The organism is uncultured Chryseobacterium sp. (assembly GCF_913776365.1).
In the GTDB taxonomy this organism is placed as follows: domain Bacteria; phylum Bacteroidota; class Bacteroidia; order Flavobacteriales; family Weeksellaceae; genus Chryseobacterium.
This window is the reverse complement of sequence record NZ_CAJYMO010000271.1, coordinates 1-3,461: the sequence shown is the minus strand read 5'-3', so window position 1 is coordinate 3,461 and position 3,461 is coordinate 1. Positions and strand designations below refer to the sequence as shown.

Below are 3,461 nucleotides of genomic sequence, written 5' to 3'. Positions count from 1 at the left end.
AGGTGTACTTTGACCTTAAAAAGAGGATCAAACCTATAAGGTTTTGAAAACCTTACAGGTTTAACCTGCTGTCATTCTCACTGAACCACCGTCATTCCGGATCCTGATGCAGGAAAGGATGTATATGAGACCGGCGTAAACGAGGAAACCTTATGTCCTAGCCCGGATCGCAGCGGTTACCCCACAGCATGCAGCGGGAAAAGCCGGGATACAGCCTGGAAAGAATCGGCGCGAGGAGTATGAGCGGAGAGCCGGATCCAGCTCCCGGAAATTTAAGATTCAAAGCCAAGATCCAGGATTTACTATTCAGGGTTGCCTATTCTGCAAAACCATCTAAAAAGCATGGGCACATGGGAAGATGGCAACATGAGCCTCATATTCCGCTCTTTATAAACAGAAAAACCGGAACAGAATACTGCTCCGGTTGTATCGGCTTTTGTTACCAACGCTTTATTTTGGCTGCTGTGCTTTCAGCTCAGCTTCTTTGGCCTTCATTTCGTTGTACTTGGCTGTATTCTTCGTCGTATTGTAAACGTCTTTCAACACCTGTACTGCCGTAAGATCATTCGGCACAGCCTGGTACCACTTCTCAGCGTACGGAACGGCTTTACCGAATCTTTCCTTTCTTGCTTCAATCAGCTTGGTAGCTTCATCCGGCTTTGTCTTTCTCAGGCCGTTGATGTCGGTTACCGCTTTCTCGTCATCACCGATTACGGTGTATACCAGGTTCTGATAAGCATTGGAGAAATCAGGCTTCAGCTCGATGGCTTTCTGGAAAGAAGCTACTGCCTCCGCAGACGTCTCAGGATTTTTAGCCTGCAGAACCCCCAGATTGTACCAGTTGGTGGCATCATTAGGATTCTTGGCAAGCTGCTCTTTCAGGTTGGCCATGAATTTATCCGTATTTCCGGATGCATACAGGGCAGTTCCCTGGTATTCCTTCAATTTGGCATTGTTCGGGAATTTGGCAAGCCCTTTATCGATAAGTGCCAGTGCCTCGTCATTCTTTTTAGCATTCATCAGCAGGGTGGCAAGGGTTTCGTAAAGATCCGCTTCCACACTCGGAGACTGTTCGCTTTTGAAATCCGAATAATCCTTCGATGAAGATTTTTTCAGCAGTTCCCAGGTTGCCTTGTCATAGCTTGCCACCTGGCCAGTTTTGTTCTCTTTCGCGGTATAGGTCGTTTCCACTCCCGTATAACCGGAATTGATCAGATCGGTATATATTTTTATAGCCGGATCGATACTGTTTGCCAGGGCATAATTCAGACCTGCATAATACATATACACTTTATTATCCTGACCACTTGTTTTCAACAAGTTGTAGACTTCCATAAATTTGGGAGCTGCTACGGCATAATTTTTCGCACTATAGGCGTCCATTGCCGCTTTATTAGCTTCCTGCAGCTGAGCGTTGACATCCGCTTTCTGTCCGAAAGCAAAAGCAGATGCTACGATAGCCATTCCTAAAATCAGCTTTTTCATACTACTATTTTATATTATCTGTTTGTTAATTAATTATATTGCTATTCCTCATTGCCGCCATCAGGACCTCCGGTTTCATCCGTATCTGAGTACTCGCTGGCATCATGGGTCCCCTCATTGCTGTCCGGGAACAGTTCCGCCGTTACGGGCATTTCTGCAGGACTTGCATTTTCGTCGGTTTCATCATCCATCAGCTCTTCTTCTACATCCTTGTCCATCTCCACTTTGGCAATGGCTGCGATTTCGTCGTTTTTCTTCAGGTTGATCATTTTCACACCCTGGGTATTTCTTCCCATCACCCTCATTTCGTCCATATTCATACGGATGGCCACACCGGATTTGTTGATGATCATCAGTCCGTCTTCATCCGTAACATTCTGGATGGCGATCAGGTTACCCGTTTTTTCGGTAATATTAAGAGTAATAACTCCTTTTCCTCCCCTGTTGGTTTCCCTGTAGTCCAGTACAGCAGTCCTCTTCCCGTATCCTTTCTCGGATACCACGAGCACGGTTTCCTTTTCCAGATCATTCACAACAATCATACCGATGGCCTCATCATTGTCATCCATGCTGATCCCTCTTACTCCGATGGATCCTCTTCCCACTTCCCTTACCTTTTCTTCAGGGAAACGGATACACTTCCCGTTTTTGGTAGCGATCATGATCTGGGAAGTCCCGTTGGTGAGGTAAGCCCCCAGCAGCTGGTCATTGTCCCTGATTTCGATGGCATTCACACCATTTACCCTTGGTCTTGAGTAGGCTTCAAGGGAAGTCTTCTTGATGGTTCCGTTTTTCGTTACCATCACCACGCTCATCTGGTTGACGTATTCTGCATCCTTCAGGTTGTTGGTTCTGATGTATGCCTTGATCTTATCATCCGGTTCGATGTTGATCAGATTCTGTACCGCTCTTCCTTTTGCGGTTTTAGAGCCTTCCGGAATTTCAAATACCCTCAGCCAGTAACATCTTCCTTTTTCCGTAAAGAAGAGCATATACTGGTGATTGGTCGCAGAAACGATGTATTCCAGGAAGTCGGCATCCCTTGTCGTTGCGGCTTTGTTTCCTACTCCGCCCCTGCTCTGGATTTTGTATTCGGACAGTGAAGTCCTTTTGATATAACCGGCATGGGAAATGGTAAGTACTACCGATTCGTTCGGGATGATATCTTCAATAGACATTTCACCTCCGGAATAATCGATTTCCGTTCTTCTTTCGTCGCCGTATTTTTCCCTGATTTCAATAAGTTCGTCCTTGATAATCTGGAATCTTCTTGACTCATGGGCCAGGATATCTTCCAGATCGGCAATTTCCCGCATAATGGCATCATATTCATCGCGGATCTTATCCAGCTCCATTCCGGTAAGACGTGCAAGACGGAGATCAAGAATCGCCTGTGCCTGGATCTCGGATAGTTCGAAAGCGTCGATCAGCCCTTCTTTTGCTGCCTGCGGATTGGAGGAGTGGCGGATGATGGAAATAGCTCTGTCCAGGGCATCCTGGGTTCCGATCACTTTCATGAATCCTTCCAGGATATGTGCTCTTTCCTTTGCCTTTCTCAGTTCATACTGCGTCCTCTTCATCACCACTTCATGCCTGTGTTCCACAAAATGATGGATGATGTCTTTCAGGTTAAGCTGCTCCGGCCTTCCATGTACCAGGGCAATGTTATTTACACTGAATGAAGTCTGAAGCGATGTATATTTATAAAGAAGATTCAGCACCACATTCGGGATCGCGTCGTTTTTCAGTTCGTATACCACACGCAGTCCTCTCCTGTCGGATTCATCTCTGATCTCGTAAATACCGGGAATTTTTTCGTCCTTTACCAGCTCGGCTGTCCTGGCAATCATTTCAGCTTTGTTTACCTGATAAGGAATTTCATGAACGACGATGGCATTCCTGTTGCCGATTTCCTCAAAAGCGACTTTCGCCCTGAGGACCACCCGGCCTCTTCCGGTATGGAAAGCATCCCTTAC

General features: G+C 46.3%; 2 protein-coding genes. Both read right to left on the bottom strand.

Annotation, left to right across the window (positions count from 1 at the left end):
* Positions 1–450 precede the first annotated feature (450 nt).
* Positions 451–1,485, bottom strand: a complete 1,035-nt coding sequence (locus QZ735_RS14030; protein WP_294249573.1) for a tetratricopeptide repeat protein — start codon at positions 1,483–1,485, stop codon at positions 451–453.
* A 41-nt stretch (positions 1,486–1,526) separates the two neighbouring features.
* On the bottom strand, positions 1,527–3,461 hold a 1,935-nt coding region (locus QZ735_RS14025), incomplete at its 5' end, for a DNA gyrase C-terminal beta-propeller domain-containing protein (protein ID WP_294249571.1).

Excerpts from the sequence above, each read along its gene's own strand:
- QZ735_RS14030 (WP_294249573.1), bottom strand. The coding sequence starts at position 1,485 with ATGAAAAAGCTGATTTTAGGAATGGCTATCGTAGCATCTGCTTTTGCT.